We start from the raw sequence: 18,004 nt of genomic DNA, 5'->3' as shown, positions 1-18,004 counted from the left end.
CCGCCTCTTGCTTTCGCTGGACGACGCCCTGGCGGAGGCAGGCGGCCTGGAGCGCTGGTACGTGGACCTGCCCGGCTCCGGCTCCACCCCTGCCCTGGCCGGACCAAGTCGTGGGTCTCGCACTCATCGCACCGGTCGTCCAACCCGACATATCGCGTCGCACATTGCCTGAGTCCGCCGTGTGCGAGCGTGATGACGCGTTGCTGGCCGAACTGGACGATGCCGACAGACGTGAATTCACCGCCCTAGCAGCGCGCCAGACGCAGGCCACGTGGCGGCTGTTTCAGACCTATGCTCTGTCCGGCATCCGAGCGGCCGACCAGGCGGCCATGCAACGTCTGGGCGCGCACTACGCCCTCGACGCCGACCCGGACACACGCGCGGGTGAGTTCACCGGCCCTGCGCTGGTCCTCACCGGCCGCCAGGACCACGTCGTCGGCTACCAGGACCAGCTCGATCTCGTCCGCGCCTGGTACCCGCACGCGACCTACGCGGCGCTCGACGGCGCCGGCCACAACGTTCACCTCGACCGGCCTGAGGTGTGCCACGCCCTCCTCCGCCAGTGGGCGACAGACCTGCCACGTTGACTCACCAGGAACACCGAGCACCAGGGACCACCTTCGCCCCCTTGGATCGAGCGTAGGTTTTCACGTACGCATGGGCGACAGATGAACGACTCACTCCCACTCGACCCACCGGCCGTGCGCGTGCGCGCGGCCGAGCGGCGTCCCGTCGAGAGCGACGACGAAGTGGGGACGCGAGCGCCAGGCGTCCGCATCGGGCAGGACGCCGCGCAGCGACGTCACCACGGACGGCCCCTCGAACGACAGCCAATGGACGCCGGCGTCCCGGACGCGGGCGACGAAGGCGTCCCGCTCGGGGCGCTCGAGGTAGGCGAGCGTCGCGGAGTTCACGACGACCGGCGTCGTGCCGGGCGCGGCGAGGGCGAGGAGGGCGTCGAGCTTGTCGGTCAGGTCCCCGCGGAGGAGGTGCGGCGGCTTGGCGCCTACGAGGGCGAGGGCCTCGGCGAGGCGGGCCTCGCGCTCGTCGTCACCCGGCCAGACGAGCGAGCGGAGCCAGCGGGCGTCGTCGGGGTCGCTCGGGTCGAGGGGCGCGACGTCGAGCCCGGCGCGCGCCGAGACGACGAGGTAGGTGGGGTCGCCGGGCGGCGTCCCGGTGACGCGGCAGCGGAGGAGGGGGGCGTCCGCAGGGGCGGTCGGTGGGGTGATCTCGGCCTCGACGGCCCCCGCGTAGCGGTAGCGGTACCGGTCGGGGTAGAGCGTCAGGCCGGCGGACGCGCCGACCTCGAGCAGGGAGATCGGCTGCGGCAGCGACGCGAGGACGGGGGCGAAGACCGCGCAGCGTCCGGGCTCGTTGGTCTGGGTGGAGCGGGCGAGGATCACCCGCTCGATCTCGGGCCAGTGCTCGTCGAACCAGGCGAGGAAACGCGGCCCCGGCTCGGTCGGCCCGCCGAGGTAGCGGACGGCGGCGAGGAAGATGTTCGGCTGGCGCTTGCGCCCGGGGAGGGCGTCCAGCCGGGCGTGGACCGCCGGGGTCTCGGCGATCCAGCGGCACAGGGCCGCCCAAGTCGCCGACGTCGGCTCGGTCTCCCCGGCGAACCACGTGTACAACTCCGTGATCGGCCGGGTCGAGAAGGCGTGCTCGTCGCGCATGGCCCCACGCTAGACCCGTCGGGACGCCGCCCGCCTCCCCCGCGGCGGGCGCGTTCGTCTCTTGGCCCTGACTAGGTGGGACGCGGTGAGGGTTGCCCCCGCGCCCGCCCGTGCCGTAGGAACATGGGTGTGAGCCACCATCCGAGCCGCGCCGTCGGCCTGCTGCTGGGCGTGGCGGCCGACGCCGCGTTCGGCGACCCCCGCCGCGGGCACCCCGTCGCCCTGTTCGGGGCCTACGCGGCCCGCCTGGAACCCCACTGTTATGGGGACTCCCGGGCCGCGGGCGTCCGGTACGCGGTTGCCTGCGTGGCGCCGGTGCTGGCCCTGGGGGCGGTGGTCGAGCGGGCGACGCGCGGGCGTCCGGTGGTGCATGCGCTCGCGACGGCCGCCGCGACGTGGGCGGTGCTCGGCGCGCGCACGCTGCGCGCGACCGGCGAGGCGATGGCCGACGCGCTCGACGTCGACGACCTGGACGCCGCCCGCGCCGCCCTGCCGTCGCTGTGCGGGCGCTCCCCGGAGGGCCTGGACGCCGGCGAACTCGGCCGCGCGACCGTCGAGTCGCTCGCGGAGAACACGGCGGACGCCGCGGTCGCGTCCCTGTGCTGGGGCGCGGTGGCCGGGGTGCCGGGGCTGCTCGTGCATCGGGCGGCGAACACCCTCGACGCGATGGTCGGCCACCGGACGCCGCGGTACGCCCGGTTCGGGACGGCGTCCGCACGGCTCGACGATCTGCTGGACTACGTGCCGGCGCGGGTGACCGGGCTGCTGGCGTCCGGGTTGGCCCCGAGCGTCGGCGGCGACGCGCGGCGGGCCTGGCGCTCGCTGCTCGCCGGCCACGCGCGGCACCCCAGCCCGAACGGCGGCTGGTGCGAGGCCGCGTGGGCGGGGGCGTTGGGCGTCCGGCTGGGCGGGCGGAACGTGTACGCGTCCGGGGTGGAGGTGCGTCCGACGCTCGGAGACGAGTCGTGGCCGAAGCCGGGCGCCCGCGAGGTGCGGGCGGCGTCCCGGCTGGTCACGCGGGTGACGCTCGCCGCGGCCGCGTTGGGGGCCGGGTTTGCGAGCGGGGTCGCGTGGAGCGCGGGCCGGAGGAGGAGCGGGGTATGGCGGGCATCCTGATCGCCGGGACGTCGTCGGACGCGGGCAAGTCGCTCGTGGTGACCGGACTGTGCCGGGCGCTGCGGCGGCGCGGCGTCGATGTCGTGCCCTACAAGGCGCAGAACATGTCGAACAACTCGATGGTGTGTCCCGACGGCGCCGAGATCGGGCGCGCGCAGTACCTGCAGGCGCTCGCGGCGGGGGTGACGCCGTCGTCGGCGATGAACCCCGTGTTGCTGAAGCCGGGGACCGACCGGCGGAGCTTCATCGTGGTGCGCGGGCGTCCGGGCGGGGTGCTGGACGCCGGCGAGTACGCGACCGGACGCGGCCAGCTGGCCGAGGCGGCGTGGGCGGCGTACGCGGAGCTGGCGTCCGGGCACGAGCTGGTGGTCTGCGAGGGCGCGGGCTCCCCCGCCGAGATCAACCTGCGCGCCGGCGACTACGTGAACATGGGGCTGGCCAGGCGTTTCGGTCTGCCGGTCGTGCTGGTGGGCGACATCGACCGCGGCGGGGTGCTCGCGTCGATCTTCGGCACGTGGGGCCTGCTCGACGACGCCGACCGGGCGCTGCTGCGCGGGTTCGTGATCAACAAGTTCCGGGGGGATCAGTCGATCCTCGATCCCGGTCTCGTGGAGATCTCGCGCCGGACCGGGCTGGCGAACGTCGGCGTCCTGCCGTGGCTGCCGGACGTCTGGCTCGACGGCGAGGACGCCCTCGAGGTCGGCCGCTGGCGGCGGGAGGCGTCCGGGGTGGCGGAGGGGGATCTGCGGGTAGCGGTCGTCCGGCTGCCGCGGGTCAGCAACGCGACCGACGTGGACGCCCTCGCGGGCGAGCCCGGCGTCGACGTGGTCGTCACGACCGACCCGCAGGTGGTCGCCGAGGCGGATCTGGCGATCCTGCCGGGGTCGCGGTCGACGGTGTCCGATCTGGGGTGGCTGCGGCACCGCGGCCTCGCGGACGCCGTGGCGGCCCGGGCAGCGCAGGGGCGTCCGGTGCTCGGGGTGTGCGGCGGCTACCAGATGCTCGCGGAGACGATCGGCGACGAGGGCGGCACGGAGGCGTCCGGGGGCGGGACGATCGCGGGGCTCGGCCTGCTGCCGGTGAGCGTCGAATTCGGGGATGACAAGGTGCTGGGGACGCCGTCCGGCGAGTGGCGCGGCGTGCCGGTCGGGGGGTACGAGATCCATCACGGGGTGTGCCGCGTGACGGGCGAGGCCGAGCCGTTCCTCGACGGCTGCCGGCGCGGCGCCGTCTGGGGAACCATGTGGCACGGCGCCCTCGAGACGGACGCCTTCCGTCGCGCCTGGCTCACCGAGGCCGCCCACCAGGCCGGCCGCGACTGGACGCCCACCCCCGGCGCGCTCGGCTACGCCGAGCGGCGCGAGCGCATGATCGAGACCCTCGCTGACGCCGTGGACGCCCACCTGGACGTCGACGCCCTGATGAGGGCGGCGTCCTGAGGGCGCTGTTGGCCGAGTGTGGGGCCACGAGTGTGGGACCAAGGGGGATCCCTCAGAATCGAGGCGCCGCCTCGCCCAGTCGATTTGCCACCACTCGATTCACCATGACCGGTGGCCGTGAGCGCGGATTCGCCACCAGACCGTCATCGAGTGGCGGCAAATCGACCGGACGTCCCGGACGGGGGCCGCTCGTCGACTCCCCCCGCGCAGCGCAAGCCGACCCACCGCGCCCCGAGTGCACCCCACTCACGCCCCCGTGTGACGTTCTCCACACTGGAGTGTGGAGAACGTCAGGTAGAAACGCCCTCGGGGAGAGAACCGCCCCCGCGGACGGCCGCCTCGGGCACGCGGCACGAAAGCAGCGGGGTGTGCGAGACTGTCCCCCGACGTTTGCGAGGAACCCGGTGCAAATCCGGGGCGGTCCCGCCACTGTGATCCGGGGAACGATCCCCGGCGAGCCAGGAACTCCGCGTCGCCGAGGCACCACTGTCGGGCGAGAGACCTGAGGAGGCCGTTCATGGACGCCGCACACCCACCACGCCGTCTCGTTGGGGTCGGTGTCGGCCCCGGAGACCCCGAACACGTCACGCTCAAGGCCGTCCGCGCGCTGGAGGCCAGCGATGTCGTGCTCGTCCCGGCGACGGAGGCGTCCGGCGATGACGCGGGCCGCGCCGAGACGATCGTCGTGACGGCCGCCCCGGCGGCGTCCGAGAAGATCCGGCGCGTGCCGTTCACCATGGCCGACCGCTCGGGCGTGACCGCGCGCCGGGCGAAGGCGTGGGAGACGTCGGCGGCGGCCGCGATCGAGGCGTTCGAGGCGGGCGCCCAGACGGTCAGCTTCGCGACGGTCGGCGATCCCAGCGTCTACTCGACGTTCAGCTACCTCGCCGGCACGGTGCTGGGCCGGTTCCCCGACGTGGAGATCGAGGTCGTCCCGGGCATCACGGCGATGCAGGCGCTCGCGGCGGCCTCCCGGACGCCGCTCGTCGAGGGCACCGAGGTCCTCGCGCTCGTGCCCGTGACCAGCGGGCTCGACACCCTCGACCGCGCATCCGAGTTCGCCGACACGGTCGTCGCCTACAAGGCCGGACGCCGGCTTCCCGAGGTGCTCGGACGCCTCGCCTCGGCCGACCGCGACACCCTCGTCGGCACGAACGTGGGCCTGCCCGGGCAGCGGATCGTCCCGGCGTCCGACGCCGACGGCCCCGCGAACTACTTCTCGACGGTGCTCTCCGCGCCCCGCCGCACCTCGACGGGCGGACGCCTGTGAGCGCCGTCCCGCACTCGGCACGCGAGGCCGAGGCGTCCCCGCGCGGCAAGGTCGTCTTCGTGGGCGCGGGGCCGGGCGCGCCCGACCTCATCACGCTGCGAGGCCACCGCGTCATCGGGGACGCCGACATCGTCATCTGGGCGTCCTCCCTCGTCAGCCCCCAGATCGTGGAGCACCACCGCCCGGACGCCGTCATGGTCGACTCGGCGTCGGCGTCCCTCGAAGACATCCAGCCGCTGTACGAGCGCGCCCGCGACGAGGGGCTGCTCGTGGCCCGCGTCCACACGGGCGACCCGTCCATCTACGGCGCGACCGCCGAGCAGCGCGACCTGCTGAACCAGCTCGGCGTCGCCTACGAGACGATCCCGGGCATCAGCGCGTTCTCGGCGGCGGCCGCCCGCATGGACGTCGAGATCACCGTCCCCGAGGTGGCCCAGAGCCTGATCCTCACCCGGCTCGAAGGCGGCCGGACGCCGATGCCGCCGCGCGAATCGGTCCGGTCGTTCGCGCAGCACGGCACGACGATGGCGCTCTACCTGTCGGCGGCCCGCAACAAGGCCCTCGAAGAGGAGTTGCTCGCCGGCGGCTACCCGCCCGAGACGCCCGTCATCATCGGGCATCAGGTCACCTGGCCCGACGAGCTCATGATGCGCTGCCGCCTCGACGAACTCCACGCCACGATGAAGCAGCACAAGCTGTGGAAACACACGGTGATCCTCGTCGGGCCGGCGCTCCGCGAGGGCCCCATCGACGCGCGCAGCCACCTCTATCACCCCGGCTTCCGCCACGAATACCGGGACGCCGAGCCCGAGGCCCAGCGCGAATTGCGTAGCCGCGGCGCACTCGGCGTCGCCGCGGACCGGCCCGACCCCGAAGGAGACCCCCAGTGATCACCGTCTACGGCTACCTCGGCGAGATCACGGACGCCCTACGCGAGGCCGCCGCCCGCGCGTCCGTCGTCGTCGGCGGCCGCCGCCACCTGGACGCCCTCGGCGTCCCCGAGGAGCGCCGCGTCGTCCTCGGGCCGATCCAGCCGGCCGTCGACCGGCTGGCCGCGCTGGCCGAGGGTGAGGACGCCGTCTGCGTCGCGTCCGGGGATCCGCTGTTCTACGGAGTCGTCCGGCGGATGCGCGCGGCGGGCCTGCACCCCCGCGTCGTCACCGCGCCCACCTCGCTGCAGGCCGCGTTCGCGGCGGTCGGCGTCCCCTGGGACGACGCGCTGCTCGTCTCCGCGCACGGCAACGACCCCACCCCGGCGGTCGCGGCGTGCCGCGAGCACGGCAAGGTCGGCGTCCTGACGGACCCGAAGATCGGGGTCGCCGAGCTGGCGTCCGCGCTGGCCGGGCTGGGCCGGACGTTCGTCGTCGCCGAGCGGCTCGGCGAGGCCGACGAGCGCGTCCGCGTGCTCACCGAGGACGAGGCCCGCGTCGCCCAGGCCGAGCAGCCCCACGTCGTGCTGGTGCTGGCGCACCACCCCGATGCGCCCGAGTCGGCGGGCGAGCAGGCCCCCATCGCCGGGACAGCCGGCTGGCTGGCCCCGGCCGTCCGCGACGTCGACGAGGGCGTCATCGGGCAGGTCACGAACTCCCCCGCCAGCCGCGCCCACGCCGACGCCATCGACGCGCTCGTCGGGCCCACCCGGCGCTACGACGGGCCGGCGTCCGAGGGGCTGCCGCGCGCGTGGGCCGAGTGCGACCTCATCGTGAGCCACCTGGCCCTCGGCGCGACGACGCGCCTGATCGCGCCGCTGCTCGCGTCGAAGAAGACCGACCCCGGGGTGGTCGTGGTCGACGAGGGCGGCCGGTTCTGCGTGCCGCTCGTCGGCGGGCACGGCGGCGGGGCGAACGCGCTGGCGTCCCGGCTGGCCGAGGGGCTGGGCGCGACGGCCGTCCTGACGACCGCGACCGACTCGCTCGGCGTCCAGGCGCTCGACACGCTCGGCTGGCCGTACGCGGGCGACGTCGCCGGGGTCACCCGCGCGCTCCTGGACGGCGAGCCGGTCGCCCTCGTCCGCGAGCGGCCGTGGCCGATGCCGCCGCTGCCGACGAACGTGGCCGAGCCCGGCGTCCCGAGGCTGGAGCGCCGGGGCACGCACGTGCGCGAGCTGCCGTCCGGGGAGCCGGTCGTCCGCATCGTCGTCTCGGACGCCGCCGCCGTCGAGCCCTCCGGCCTGCCGACCGTCGTGCTGCGGCCCCCGTCGCTGGTGGCCGGCATGGGCTGCAACCGCGGGACGTCCGCCGACGACTGCGAGGCCCTGCTCGACGCCACCCTCGCCGAAGCGGGGCTCGCGAAGGAGTCCCTCGCCGCGCTGACCAGCGTCGACGCCAAGGCCGACGAGCCAGGGCTCGTCGAGCTGGCCGGACGCCTCGGCGTCCCCCTGCTCACGTACCCGGCCGAGCAGTTGGCCGAGCAGAGCGTGCCCAACCCGAGCGCCGCGCCCGCCGCGGCCGTCGGGACGCCGAGCGTCGCGGAGGCGTCCGTGCTGGCCCGCGGGGCCGAGCTGGTCGTCGAGAAGCGCAAGACGCCCGACGCCACCTGCGCGATCGGACGCCTCGCCCCCCTGGGCCGCGTCGCGGTCGTCGGCCTCGGGCCGGGCAGCGACGACCTGCTGACGCCGCGCGCGAAGGCGGTGCTGCAGGCGTCCTCGTTCGTGCTGGGGCACCGGCCGTACGTGGAGCAGATCCGGCACCTGCTGCGCCCCGGCACCGAGATCCTGGCGTCCGGCATGGGCGCCGAGGACGAACGCACCGCCCTCGCGATCGCCGAGGCCCGCAAGGGCCGGACGGTCGCGCTCGTCTGCTCGGGCGACCCCGCGATCTACGCGATGGCCAGCCCGACGCTGGAGCGCGGCACCGAGGGGCTCGACGTCGAGATCGTGCCGGGCGTGACGGCCGAGCTGGCGGCGTCCGCGATCCTGGGCGCGCCGCTGGGGCACGACCACGCGACGATCAGCCTGTCCGACCTGCACACCGACTGGGCGACGATCGAGAAGCGGCTCGTCGCCGCGTCCGAGGGGGACTTCGTGGTGACGTTCTACAACCCGCGCAGCCGTAAGCGGGTCATGCACCTGCCGCGCGCGCTCGAGATCATGGCCGAGCACCGGCCGCCGACGACGCCGGTGTGCGTGGTGCGGGACGCGGAGCGTCCTGAGCAGTCGGTGACGGTGACGACGCTCGCCGAGTTCGACCCGGAGATCGTGGACATGCACTCGCTCGTGGTCGTCGGCTCGTCGACGACGCGCCCGGTGGCCACCGGCGTGGGCGGCGTCGCCATCGTGACCCCGCGCGACTACCAGTGGATGGGCAAGCAGTGAGCGCGCCGCTGGTCATCGCCGGCCACGGGACGCGCGTCGACCCCGGCGCCGAGGAGTGCTTCCGGTTCGTCGAGCGCGTGCGCGGGCTGCTGCCCGGCGTCGACGTGTCGGTCGGGTTCGTCGAGCTGACCCCGCCGACCATCGACGCGGCGCTCGCCGACGCGCTGGCCCGCGCCGACGAGCCGCACGCCGTCGTGGCGCCGCTGATGCTGGGCACCGGCGGGCACGTGCAGTCGGACATCCCGGCGGCCATCGAGGCCGGACGCCGCACCCGCCCGGGCGCCACGGTCGCCTACGCGCGGCACCTGGGCGCGGACCCGCGGCTGCGCCGGGCGCTGCTGCTGCGGGCGCGGGAGGCGCTGGGCGACTGGGCGGCGTCCGAGGCGACGGTGGTCGTGCTGGGGCGCGGGACGTCCCTGCCCGACACGAACGCCGACCACGCCCGGCTGACCCGGCTCGTCGTCGAGGAGGGCGGGTTCGAGCGGGCGATCGCCGGCTTCATCCAGGTGACGCGTCCCAGCCTGCCGGACGCCTTGTCGGAGGCCTACGGGGCGGGCGCGCGGCGCATCGTGGTGCTGCCGAACTATCTCTTCCCGGGCATGCTGCAGCAGTGGACCGCGCAGGAGGTCTCCGCGTGGCTGGTCGAGCACCCGGACGCCGAGGTGCGCATCGCCGGCGTCATCGGCGACTGCGACGAGCTCGCCGCCGTCGTCGTGGACCGCTACCGCGAGGCCGCCGGCGACCCCGGCGCCGGATCGGGCTCGCCCGCCTACCTGGCCGGGCTGATGCTCGCCGGGCGGGACGTCCTGGTGGTCGGCGGCGGGTCCGTCGCCGAGCGGCGGGTGGCGCGGCTGCTGGACGCCGGGGCGTCCGTCAGGCTGGTCGCGCCGACGGTGACGCCGGCCCTGCGGGACCGCGTGGACGCCGGGGAGATCCGCTGGGTGGCCGACGACTTCGCCGACGACCTGTTCGGCGAGCCCTGGTACGCGCTCGCGCTGACGGACACCCCCGAGGTGAACGCCCGCGTCGCCGAGCTGGCCGAGCGCGCCCGCATCTTCTGCGTCCGCGGTGACGACGCCCGCGGCGGCACCGCCCGGACGCCGGCCGTCGGCCGCACCTCCGGCATGACCGTCGGCGTCCTCGGCGACCGGACGCCGCGCCGCTCGGCCCTCGCCCGCGACGCCGCCCTGCGGGCGATCGCGGAGACCGACTGAGGCGGGCGTCCGCTCAGGCGCGCCGGGCGCCACCCCGCCGGACGAACGGGTCCCGCGGGTGGCCCGGCGTCACCGGCGCGCGGCGTCCCAGGTGGCCCGCAGCGCGTCCGCGACGGCACCGGGGTTCTCGAGGGGCACCAGGTGCCCCGACCCGGTGACGCCGATCGCCTCGACACCGAGCGCCCCGGCCATCTCCTGCTGGATCTCCGGGCTGGACAGCGGGTCCTCGAGCCCATAGACGATGGTCGCCGGCACGCCGGTGCGCTCCAGGACGTGGAGCCGGTCGGGCCGGTCCGCCATCGCGCGCTGCAGCCACGCGACGCCCTCCGCGGACGCCTCGGCCGCCCAGGCGTCCACCCGATCGCCCAGCCCCGGCACGGTCGCCCGCGAGGTGGGCGAGACCAGCTTCGCGACCATGGGCGCGAGCAGCTCGGCGACCGGGGTGCCGGCGTCCGCGGCGGCGGCCATGGCGAGGCGTCCGGCCGACTCGTCGGGCCCCGGCCCCGCCTTCGTGCCCACCAGCCCGAGCCCCGCGACCCGGTCCGGAGCGAGGTCGGCCAACGTGATGGCGACGTAGCCGCCCACGGAGTTGCCGGCGACGACGAAACGATGGACGTCGCGGGCGTCGAGCGCGGCGAGCACCGCGCGGGCGTAGGAGTCCAGGCTGGGGTCGGAGTCGGTCTGCCCGCCGAAGCCGGGGGCGTCGACCGTGATGACGTCACCACCCAACAGGCCGCTCACGTCGCCCCACACCCGCGAATCCAGCGGGAACGGCGGGAGCAGGACGAGCGGCAGGTCGGTCCGGTCGGCGGGAGCGTGGAGGTTGACGGTAGCCATGGCCCCACTCTGCCACCGGCCCCGCCGGCCGGCAGGCCGTTCGGCCTCAGGAGCGCTCGGCCGCGGCCTCGCGCTGCCGGTCCACCCCGGACGCCGCCAGCTCGCGCTGCTCGGCGCGGTAGGCGCGCACCGAGTAGGCGATCGCGGCGGCCCACACGATCGCGACGGCCACGTAGGCGAGCTGCTGGACGGACGCCGGCGCGTCCACCCAGTCGCTGCGCAGCAGGCTGCGCACGTTCGTGAAGACGATCAGCCCGCCGACGGCCGAGCCGAGCAGGCGCGCCGGGACGCGCCGCACGATCCAGGCGGCGAGCGGCGCGGCCAGCACGCCGCCGGCCAAGATCGCCAGCGCCCACGGGACGTTCACGCCGTGGTGGCCGAGGCCGATCAGGAAGCCGAGGCTGGCCGCCACCGAGACGAGGAACTCCGAGGTGTCGATCGAGCCGATGACCTTCCGCGGCTCCAGGCGCCCGCTGGAGAGCAGCGCCGGGGTGCCGATCGGGCCCCAGCCGCCGCCACCCGTGGCGTCCACGAAGCCGGCGAACAGGCCGAGCGGCGCGAGGAACCGCCGGCGCAGCGGCTTGCCGAGGTGCTTGGTCGAGACGCCGCGGAGCGTGAAGCGGATCAGGATGTACGTGCCGATGCTCAGCAGGATCACCGCCATGATCGGGGCGGCGAGGTCGGTCGAGATCCACGACAGGAACGTCGCGCCGAGGAACGCGCCGATCGCGCCGGGGACGCCGACGCGGCCCACGACCTTCCAATCGACGTTGCCGAAGCGCCAATGGGACGCCCCCGACGCGAGCGTCGTGCCGATCTCGGCGAGGTGCACGGTGGCGGACGCGGCGGCGGGATTCGCGCCGACGGCGAGCAGGAGGGTGGTCGACGTGACGCCGTACGCCATGCCGAGGGAGCCGTCGACGAGCTGCGCGCCGAAGCCCACGAGGGCGAGAAGAAGCAGGAATTGCATGAGTTGTCCTATCGAAGTGGCCGGTGGAAGAAGGGGATGGTGGTCGCGGTCAGCGACAACAACACCGGCGCGCGAGGGCCGGTCCGGCCGACAGGAGAGTCATCGGGAGATCCTTATATTCAACGAGCGATGGCGACACTAAACCACCGGCGCACGCGGCGTCCCGGGGCGTATTTCATACTGAGACGGTAGGCACACTGGGAACCGCACGGACGCCCCCCAACGACGCGGGCCCCCGGCAGCAGCCGGGGGCCCGATGAGGCGAGCGAGAGGGACGCGGGTCAGCCCACGGCCACCTTCTCGGGCTCGTCGTCGGGGGCCTGGCCGCCGATGGCGTCCAGGTCGACGCGGGAGGTCTCCTTGACGCTCAGCACGGCGATGAGCGTCAGGACGGCCATGCTCGTCAGGTACAGGCCCACGCTCTCGGGGCCGAACGTCGCGGCCAGCCAGGCCGCGATGAACGGGGCGACGGCCGCACCGAGGATCGACGCGACGTTGTACGCGATGGCCGAGCCGGTGTAGCGGACGTTCGTCGGGAACAACTCGGGCAGCAGCGCGGACTGGATGCCGAACGTGAGGCCCATCAGGGTCATGCCCACCAGCAGGAACGCGAGCAGGTGCCCCATGTCGGCGTTCTCGCCGGTCCCGATGCGGGCGCGGTCCAGGAACAGGCCGAACGTGAGGCCGAACACGGCGATGGCGGCGGTGACGGTGCCGAGGAACGCCTTGCGGCCGAACCGGTCGCCCAGCCAGCCAGAGATCGGCGTCATGATGGCGAACGCGATGATCGAGATGAGCTGCAGCACCAGGAACCGGCTGTAGCTGATGCCGAGCAGGCCGCTGGACGTCTTGCCGATCGCGTACGACAGGATCCACGTCGTCATCAGGTAGAACAGCGTGTAGGTGGCGAGCATCACGAACGTGCCGCGGATCACCTCGCGCCAGCTCGTCCGGAACGTCTCGCGCAGCGGCGACTTCACCACCTGGCCGGCGGCGCGGGCCTTCTTGAACGACGGGGTCTCGTCGAGCTTGAACCGCACGTACACGCCCAACACCACGATCACGAGCGACGCCAGGAACGGCAGCCGCCAGCCCCAGATCAGGAACGGGTGCTGGTGGGTCGCGGTCGTCGAGTCGTAGTGCATGCTCTGCGTCAGCAGGTAGAAGAACCCGTTCGCGAACAGGAAGCCGATGGGCGCGCCGAGCTGGGGCCACATCGCGTCGAAGCCGCGGTGACCGGGGCGCGAGTTCTCGCCGGCGAGCAGGGACGCCCCCGACCATTCGCCGCCGAGCCCGAGGCCCTGGCAGAAGCGCATGATCGCGAGCAGCGTCGGCGCCCAGAGCCCGATCTGGTAGTAGGTGGGCAGCAGCCCGATCAGGACGGTCGCGATGCCCATCGTGAGCAGGGACGCCAGCAGCGTCGCCTTGCGGCCGGTCCGGTCGCCGAAGTGGCCGAAGAGCACCGACCCGATGGGGCGAGCGACGAACGCGACGCCGAACGTCGCGAGGGACGCCAGCAGCGCGCCGGTGTCGGAGTCGGAGTGGAAGAACAGGAACGGGAAGACCGAGATCGCGGCGGTCGCGTAGACGTAGAAGTCGTAGAACTCGATGGACGTGCCGACCAGGGAGGAGATGATGATCCGCCCCTTGTGCGGCCTGGTGGTGGGGGACGCCGTGGCCCCGGCGTCTTGGGTGACTGGTTCGTACTGCACCGAGCAAGCCTACGCCCGTTGCCCGATTGGTGAGACATCGGTCTTGTCTACTGAACGGGCGCCTACCCCAACAGCACCCTGACCAGCAGGATCGCCGCGGTCACCGCGCTGAGCAGCAGGACGCCCCGACGAAAACCCTCGTTCGACAGGTGCCGCCGCACCCGGACGGAGACCGTGAACCCGACGACGGCCGCGGGCAACAAGACCAGGCCGCCGCCGACGGCGTCCGGCGTGACGGAGCCGGCCGCCGCGAGGCCGGCGAGCCCGACGAGCACCCCGACCAGGAACACCAGCCCCATCGTGGCGCGCGCCCGCGGCGGCGGGTCGTCGGCCAGGACGATCGCGATCGGGGGCCCACCGATGCCGGACGCCGTGCCCGTCAGTCCGGTGAGCGCGCCGGCTCCCACGAGCGTCAGCCGGGTGCGCGGGATGGTCAGGCGGATCGCTGAGATCACGACCATCAGCAGCACGATCGCGCCCACGAGGCCCTGCAGCACGCGGGCCGGGACGGCCGCGACGATCAGCACGCCGGCGACGGTGGCCGGCAGGCGTCCGAGCATCACCCAGCCGAACGCCGCCCAGTCGATGTGGCGCCACTCCGTCGCGATCGTCGCGAGGGGCAGCCCGCCGCCGGCCATCATGATCGCGACGGGCACCAGCTCGGGCCGTACGAGCGCCACGATGGGCGACGCGATGGCGCCCAGGCCGAAGCCGACGCTGCCCTGCACGAGGCCGCCGAACGCGCCGAGCGCGACCAGCAGCAGGACGATCTCCACGGACAAGCCCACTCCGACAGCGTAAAGCTCGCTGCGGGAGGCGTCCGCCCGCGCAACCGGACGCCCGCGCAGGCCCTCCTGACCGGACGCCTCACTAGCGTGCGATTCATGGAGACACTTCGTCGCGCGTTTGTGGTGACGGCCTTCGCCGCCCTGGCCCTGACCTCGTGCGCGGCACCGCCCGTCGTGGAGGTCGTCCAGCAGGTCAGCCCGACGCCCGCCGCCAGATCGACCGTGACGGTACCCGCCGCGGCGCCGGCGTCCACGGGGGTGGCCCAGCCGTCGGAGGCAGCGCCCGCGGGCACCGACGTCACCCTGGCCACGTTGAAGACCGCCGAGGTCCCGGCCAACTGCCAGCTACCCGCCCAGCGGCTGGTGAACGGCAAGACGACCAAGGGTTCGCCGGGCACCGGCGAGCTCATGCTGGACCGGGGCATGTACGCGTTCGTCGACCTCGCCGGGCTCGGCTACAAGCAGGCCCTCGTCGCCTACCAGTGCAACGCCGGCGGCGTGGGATGGCCGCAGCGCCTCCTCCTGATCGGCGACGGTGGCAAGCTGCTCGCGAACTATGACCTCGGCACGGCCTACCAGGCCGAGCACGCCAACGTCGACACGATGACGGGCGGCAACCCGGTCGTGGTCCGCTGGCTGGCCTACGAGGGGGCCGGCACCGACGTCGTCCACACCACGTCGAGCGTCGCGTTCGCGGACGGCAAGCTGCGCGTCACCGAGGCCGAGCCGAGCTACGTGAAGCTCCAGAACTCCGCCGACTTCGTCTCGCCGACGGGCAGGCTGCTGTGCCACCTCGGGCCTGACGGGGCGACCTGCGCGGCGACACCGGGCGCGATGAAGAAGGCCCCGCCTGCCAGCGAGGTCTGCCCGAGCGGCGGCACCCCGAACGCGATCGGCGTCACGAGTTCGGCGTCGTGGTCGTGCGCGAGCGGCCAGGTCGCCGACCCCACCGAGAGGACCGACCTCTACGCCATGGTCGACTGGCCCTACCGCTACGGCCGGTGGCAGGTGCTCCCGGACTCCGGCTTCAGCACGAAGGTGGCCGTCCTCCCCTACGGCAGGACGCTGGTCGCCGGGACGTACCGCTGCTCGATGGCGACCTCCGGGGTGACGTGCAAGAACACGGCGACCGGGGCGTCCTTCGCCCTGAACCAGGCCGGCGTCACCCTGAAGAACTGAGGCGCGACCCCGCATTAATGGGGACAAACCAGACCTCAAGGGTTGACCGGGGCGCTGCTTAGGGTCCTGACATGGGGATTCTTCGCCGCCTGCTCGCACTCACCACGGCCGCGCTCGCGCTGACCGCGTGCTCGTCGTCGATCACCTCGTCCCCGGACGCGCCGATCGTCTCGTCGCCGTCGGTCACGGCCGCCGGCGCGACGGCGGCGTCCTCACAGGGTGGGCCGAAGACCGACGTGACGCTGGCCACCTTGAAGACCGCGGAGGTGCCGGCCCACTGCCAGCTGCCGGCCCAGCGGCTCGTGGACGGCCACGCCCGCAAGGTCGTGGGCTACGGCAAGGGTGAGTTGGTGCTCGACAAGGGCACGTTCGCCTTCGCGGACGTCCTCGGGCTCGGGTACCGGCAGGGCCTCGTCTCGTACGAGTGCTCGCTCGGCGGGCCGACCCGGCCGGCGAAGCTGCTGCTGGTCGGGTCCGGCGGCACCCTGCTCGGCTGGTACGACCTCGCCACGGGGCACGAGCGGATGCACGCCGACGTGAACTCCCTCAGCAGCGCCGGCGCCAAGACGACCCTCACCTGGTCGGCCTACGACACCGAAGGCGGCCCGGCGGTGCGGCACACCGCGGCGGTCACGTTCGCGGGCGGGGAACTGCGCGTGCAGGACACCGCGACCCCCTACCTCGACGTCGCCGGGACGCGCGCCGACTTCGTCTCCCCGGACGGCACCTACGCCTGCTCGCTCGCGAAGCAGGGCGTCGACTGCCGGGCCACGGACGCCGCCCGCAAGCAGGCGCCGACCACGAAGGGGCTGTGCAAAAACGGCCTCGACCCCGACACGCTCTCGCTGGCGGGGCGGGCGTCCTGGACGTGCCGGGGCAACACGATCGGCTGGGTCGAGCACGGCAGCCCCAACGTCGACTGGGTCTCCGACTACGGCGAATGGAAGGTGATCAAGGGCTCGGGCTACCCGCGCGAGATCGCCGTGCTGCCGTCCGGCAGGACGCTCGTCGCCGGGGACCTCCGCTGCACCATGGACGCCTCCGCGGCCGTCACCTGCCGCAACGAGCGCACGAAGGCGTCCTTCAAACTGGGCAAGGCGGGCGTCACGCTCGGGTGACGCTCGCGTCCGGGATCACCGGCCGATGAAGCCCTTCTGCTGCAGCCAGTCGTGGGCGACGGCGGCCGGATCCTTGCCGTCGACGTCCACGGACGCGTTCAGCGTCTGCAGCGTCTCGTCGTCGAGCGCCGCAGCGACGGGCGCGAGGATCTTCTCGATGTCGGGGTGCTGGTCGAGCACCGGCGTCCGGATGGAGATCGCCGGGTTGTAGATCGGGAAGAACGCCTTGTCGTCGTCGAGCACCGTCAGCCCCATCGACTTCACGCGCCCGTCGGTCGCGAACACTTCGCCGAAGTTGCACGGGTTGCTGCGGTCGATGGAGGCGTAGATCGCGCCGAGCGCCAACTCGGAACGCTTGTCGGCGGGCAGCGTGAAGCCGTAGGCCTTCTGCAGGCCCGCCCAGCCGTCGTCGCGTCCGAAGAACTCGGCCGCGCCGCAGAACGTCGCCTGGTTCGGGTTCGATGTGGCCAGGGCCGCGTAGTCGCTGATCGTCGAGACCTTCAGTTCGGACGCCTTCGCCGCCTTCGCGGCGATGGCGTAGGTGTTGTTCGCGGGGGCCCGGTCGATCCAGGAGACCTGGTGGGCGTCCTTGTCTTCGGCGGCGAGCTTGTCGAACAACGCGGCCGGGTCCTTGATGGTCTCCGTCTTCTTCAGGTGGCTGACCCAGCCGGTGCCGGTGTACTCCCAGTAGAGGTCGACCTGGCCGCTGGTGAGCGCCTGGCGGACGGTGTTCGACCCGCTCAGCCCGCAGCGGTCGGTGGTCTCGGCGCCCACCGACTTCAGCGCCTGGATGGCGAGCTGGCAGAGCACCTTCTGCTCGGTGAACTCCTTGCCGCCGACGGCCAGCTTGACGCCGTTCAGCGTGCCGGCCTGCGCCAGCGAGCCGGCGCCGATGGTCGCGCCGCCCGGCTGGGGGGCCGACTGGCCCAGGGTGCACCCGGTCAGGGCCACCAGGGACGCCGTCGCGACGGCGATCGTCGCGGCGACGCGCGTGCGCGTGTTTCGCTTCATCGTGTTCACCTTTCGGTCAGGGGGCGGCGATGCCCCGTGGGGAGAGGTCACCGCGGGCCAGCCGGAGGTCGCCGCGCCGGCGGCGTCCTCGGGTGGCGCGCGTGCCGGGGGCGGGAACGCCTGCAGCGTTTCGCCAACGCTGCAGGTCTTTCGCCAACGCTGCAGGTCTTTCGCGGTTTACTGCAGGCGTTCTCACAACGCCGGGCTTAAGCCGGAACGCTGCCTTACGTAAGGCAGCGTTCTCGCCGAAGGCAAGCGTTGTGAAAACGCTGCAGGCGTTCCGCGGCTTACTGCAGGCGTTTCACAAACGCTGCAGGCGTTTCGGGGTGCATCTGATCGCAACGAGCCCCTAGCCGACGACGCC

15 protein-coding genes and 1 riboswitch are annotated in these 18,004 nt (G+C 73.5%); of the genes, 9 read left to right on the top strand and 6 right to left on the bottom strand.

All coding sequences use genetic code 11. The features are described 5' to 3' along the window. Positions 1-164: 164 nt before the first annotated feature. Positions 165-587 (top strand): alpha/beta hydrolase, encoded by a 423-nt coding sequence (locus WMJ97_RS09645; protein WP_347348774.1) that lies wholly within the window; start codon positions 165-167, stop codon positions 585-587. A 90-nt stretch (positions 588-677) separates the two neighbouring features. On the opposite strand, the gene WMJ97_RS09640 is transcribed toward WMJ97_RS09645, so the two are convergent. After that, positions 678-1,673 (bottom strand): DUF2332 domain-containing protein, encoded by a 996-nt coding sequence (locus WMJ97_RS09640; protein ID WP_347348773.1) that lies wholly within the window; start codon positions 1,671-1,673, stop codon positions 678-680. A 123-nt stretch (positions 1,674-1,796) separates the two neighbouring features. Between WMJ97_RS09640 and WMJ97_RS09635 the strand changes: the two genes are divergently transcribed. The 6 genes from WMJ97_RS09635 to WMJ97_RS09610 all read left to right on the top strand — a co-directional run bounded on the left by WMJ97_RS09635 (position 1,797) and on the right by WMJ97_RS09610 (position 10,025). Then, entirely contained in the window at positions 1,797-2,789 is a 993-nt protein-coding gene (locus WMJ97_RS09635) for a cobalamin biosynthesis protein (protein WP_347348772.1), read from the top strand. Then, the gene (locus WMJ97_RS09630) at positions 2,774-4,228 is read left to right on the top strand and encodes a cobyric acid synthase (RefSeq protein WP_347348771.1); all 1,455 of its coding nucleotides are present in this window, start codon (positions 2,774-2,776) and stop codon (positions 4,226-4,228) included. Before WMJ97_RS09635 ends, WMJ97_RS09630 begins: the two co-directional genes overlap by 16 nt. Positions 4,229-4,622: 394 nt before the next feature. Beyond that, positions 4,623-4,696: riboswitch (cobalamin riboswitch) on the top strand. A gap of 49 nt (positions 4,697-4,745) precedes the next feature. Beyond that, positions 4,746-5,498: a precorrin-2 C(20)-methyltransferase gene (gene cobI, locus WMJ97_RS09625; RefSeq protein WP_347348770.1), complete on the top strand. Its 753-nt coding sequence runs from the start codon at positions 4,746-4,748 to the stop codon at positions 5,496-5,498. Continuing rightward, positions 5,495-6,388: a precorrin-4 C(11)-methyltransferase gene (gene cobM / locus WMJ97_RS09620; RefSeq protein ID WP_347348769.1), complete on the top strand. Its 894-nt coding sequence runs from the start codon at positions 5,495-5,497 to the stop codon at positions 6,386-6,388. Before cobI ends, cobM begins: the two co-directional genes overlap by 4 nt. Next, the gene (gene cobJ, locus WMJ97_RS09615; protein ID WP_347348768.1) at positions 6,385-8,811 is read left to right on the top strand and encodes a precorrin-3B C(17)-methyltransferase; all 2,427 of its coding nucleotides are present in this window, start codon (positions 6,385-6,387) and stop codon (positions 8,809-8,811) included. Before cobM ends, cobJ begins: the two co-directional genes overlap by 4 nt. Next, positions 8,808-10,025 carry a CbiX/SirB N-terminal domain-containing protein gene (locus WMJ97_RS09610; protein WP_347348767.1) on the top strand — a complete coding sequence of 406 codons (1,218 nt, stop codon included), beginning with the start codon at positions 8,808-8,810 and terminating at the stop codon, positions 10,023-10,025. Before cobJ ends, WMJ97_RS09610 begins: the two co-directional genes overlap by 4 nt. A gap of 69 nt (positions 10,026-10,094) precedes the next feature. On the opposite strand, the gene WMJ97_RS09605 is transcribed toward WMJ97_RS09610, so the two are convergent. From WMJ97_RS09605 to WMJ97_RS09590, 4 genes are all read right to left on the bottom strand, one after another. Continuing rightward, positions 10,095-10,862: an alpha/beta hydrolase gene (locus WMJ97_RS09605; protein WP_347348766.1), complete on the bottom strand. Its 768-nt coding sequence runs from the start codon at positions 10,860-10,862 to the stop codon at positions 10,095-10,097. A gap of 46 nt (positions 10,863-10,908) precedes the next feature. Beyond that, complete coding sequence (locus WMJ97_RS09600) at positions 10,909-11,832, bottom strand: sulfite exporter TauE/SafE family protein (RefSeq protein ID WP_347348765.1); 924 nt, start codon at positions 11,830-11,832, stop codon at positions 10,909-10,911. Positions 11,833-12,113: 281 nt separating this feature from the next. Next, positions 12,114-13,544 carry an MFS transporter gene (locus WMJ97_RS09595; protein ID WP_347348764.1) on the bottom strand — a complete coding sequence of 477 codons (1,431 nt, stop codon included), beginning with the start codon at positions 13,542-13,544 and terminating at the stop codon, positions 12,114-12,116. 62 nt (positions 13,545-13,606) lie between these two features. After that, complete coding sequence (locus tag WMJ97_RS09590) at positions 13,607-14,332, bottom strand: sulfite exporter TauE/SafE family protein (protein ID WP_347348763.1); 726 nt, start codon at positions 14,330-14,332, stop codon at positions 13,607-13,609. A 96-nt stretch (positions 14,333-14,428) separates the two neighbouring features. On the opposite strand from WMJ97_RS09590, the gene WMJ97_RS09585 reads away from it, so the two are divergent. Together WMJ97_RS09585 and WMJ97_RS09580 are read left to right on the top strand one after the other, a co-directional pair. Continuing rightward, on the top strand, positions 14,429-15,511 hold the full coding sequence (locus WMJ97_RS09585) for a hypothetical protein (RefSeq protein WP_347348762.1): 1,083 nt from the start codon (positions 14,429-14,431) through the stop codon (positions 15,509-15,511). A gap of 71 nt (positions 15,512-15,582) precedes the next feature. Continuing rightward, a complete protein-coding gene (locus WMJ97_RS09580; RefSeq protein WP_347348761.1) occupies positions 15,583-16,629 on the top strand; it encodes a hypothetical protein in 1,047 nt (348 codons plus the stop codon). 15 nt (positions 16,630-16,644) lie between these two features. Here the strand turns inward: WMJ97_RS09580 and WMJ97_RS09575 are convergent, their stop codons facing one another. After that, the gene (locus WMJ97_RS09575; protein ID WP_347348760.1) at positions 16,645-17,640 is read right to left on the bottom strand and encodes a glycine betaine ABC transporter substrate-binding protein; all 996 of its coding nucleotides are present in this window, start codon (positions 17,638-17,640) and stop codon (positions 16,645-16,647) included. Positions 17,641-18,004 lie beyond the last annotated feature (364 nt).

This window comes from Nigerium sp., assembly GCF_039811905.1.
Classification (GTDB): domain Bacteria; phylum Actinomycetota; class Actinomycetes; order Propionibacteriales; family Propionibacteriaceae; genus Propioniciclava.
This window is presented reverse-complemented; position numbering and strand designations above follow the sequence as displayed.

Excerpts from the sequence above, each read along its gene's own strand:
- WMJ97_RS09640 (WP_347348773.1), bottom strand. The coding sequence starts at position 1,673 with ATGCGCGACGAGCACGCCTTCTCGACCCGGCCGATCACGGAGTTGTAC.
- WMJ97_RS09635 (WP_347348772.1), top strand. The coding sequence starts at position 1,797 with ATGGGTGTGAGCCACCATCCGAGCCGCGCCGTCGGCCTGCTGCTGGGC.
- WMJ97_RS09630 (WP_347348771.1), top strand. The coding sequence starts at position 2,774 with ATGGCGGGCATCCTGATCGCCGGGACGTCGTCGGACGCGGGCAAGTCG.
- cobI (WP_347348770.1), top strand. The coding sequence starts at position 4,746 with ATGGACGCCGCACACCCACCACGCCGTCTCGTTGGGGTCGGTGTCGGC.
- WMJ97_RS09605 (WP_347348766.1), bottom strand. The coding sequence starts at position 10,862 with ATGGCTACCGTCAACCTCCACGCTCCCGCCGACCGGACCGACCTGCCG.
- WMJ97_RS09600 (WP_347348765.1), bottom strand. The coding sequence starts at position 11,832 with ATGCAATTCCTGCTTCTTCTCGCCCTCGTGGGCTTCGGCGCGCAGCTC.
- WMJ97_RS09585 (WP_347348762.1), top strand. The coding sequence starts at position 14,429 with ATGGAGACACTTCGTCGCGCGTTTGTGGTGACGGCCTTCGCCGCCCTG.
- WMJ97_RS09580 (WP_347348761.1), top strand. The coding sequence starts at position 15,583 with ATGGGGATTCTTCGCCGCCTGCTCGCACTCACCACGGCCGCGCTCGCG.
- WMJ97_RS09575 (WP_347348760.1), bottom strand. The coding sequence starts at position 17,640 with ATGAAGCGAAACACGCGCACGCGCGTCGCCGCGACGATCGCCGTCGCG.